This is a genomic window from Aneurinibacillus danicus, assembly GCF_007991215.1.
Classification (GTDB): Bacteria; Bacillota; Bacilli; order Aneurinibacillales; family Aneurinibacillaceae; genus Aneurinibacillus; species Aneurinibacillus danicus.
Window position 1 is genome coordinate 1 of sequence record NZ_BJXX01000288.1, and the last position, 729, is coordinate 729.

The 729-nt window shown below is 35.4% G+C and carries 1 protein-coding gene; it reads left to right on the forward strand.

The window, feature by feature from the left end:
• The first annotated feature begins 129 nt into the window (after positions 1-129).
• On the forward strand, positions 130-345 hold the full coding sequence (locus ADA01nite_RS21780; protein ID WP_146812516.1) for a hypothetical protein: 216 nt from the start codon (positions 130-132) through the stop codon (positions 343-345).
• Positions 346-729: the final 384 nt, after the last annotated feature.

Genomic DNA, 729 nt, shown 5'->3' on the forward strand with positions numbered 1-729 from the left:
CGTCCCCCACTTCCAACATTTTAAATGTATTCAAATGTATGACTGTAGCTTTGTTTATAAAAATCAAGGTATCGTAAGAATACGCGAGTATTCGTAAGAAAAACTTTAATTTATAGAGGGAGGGTAAAAATGAATAGTGAAGACACCTTTACGATAATGAAAGACATGTTCGGTAAAAAGGGAAGTGAGGAACAGGTAGAAGGGCTTACACTAATAATTGATGGCAAGCTGAAAGATGTTTTTGATACCATAATAGCCAAGTCAAATGATTATAAAAATTACACTGATGTACTTAGTAGTGTGATTGTGCACGGAGTAAATGAGATAATTGAAAAACTAAAATAATTTATGTGTTATTGGTGGGGCTACCCAGTGCCGAGTGAACCACTTTACCTCGCCATTACCAACATAACCTTTGTTCTACCTGTAAGAAGTTTTCATGAATTAAGATGTACGTACTGAATGTCTGTAAAAAGTATACCTAATTTAACTCAATAGCGTTATGCGAAACAGGTCAATTATGGTCAGATACCACCATAAAAGACCTGTTTTTTGTTACCTTCGTTTTCTTGCGTTTTTTTCAAATATGATTGCAACAATGTACGCATATAGAACGGTAGGTCATATGGTAAGGGCTAGCCACCTCCCCTCTAATTAAGCAGGAAATTCATCAAAATTTTTGGAGGGGCAAACACATGAGTAATATCCAGATGTCTATTGACAAGATTG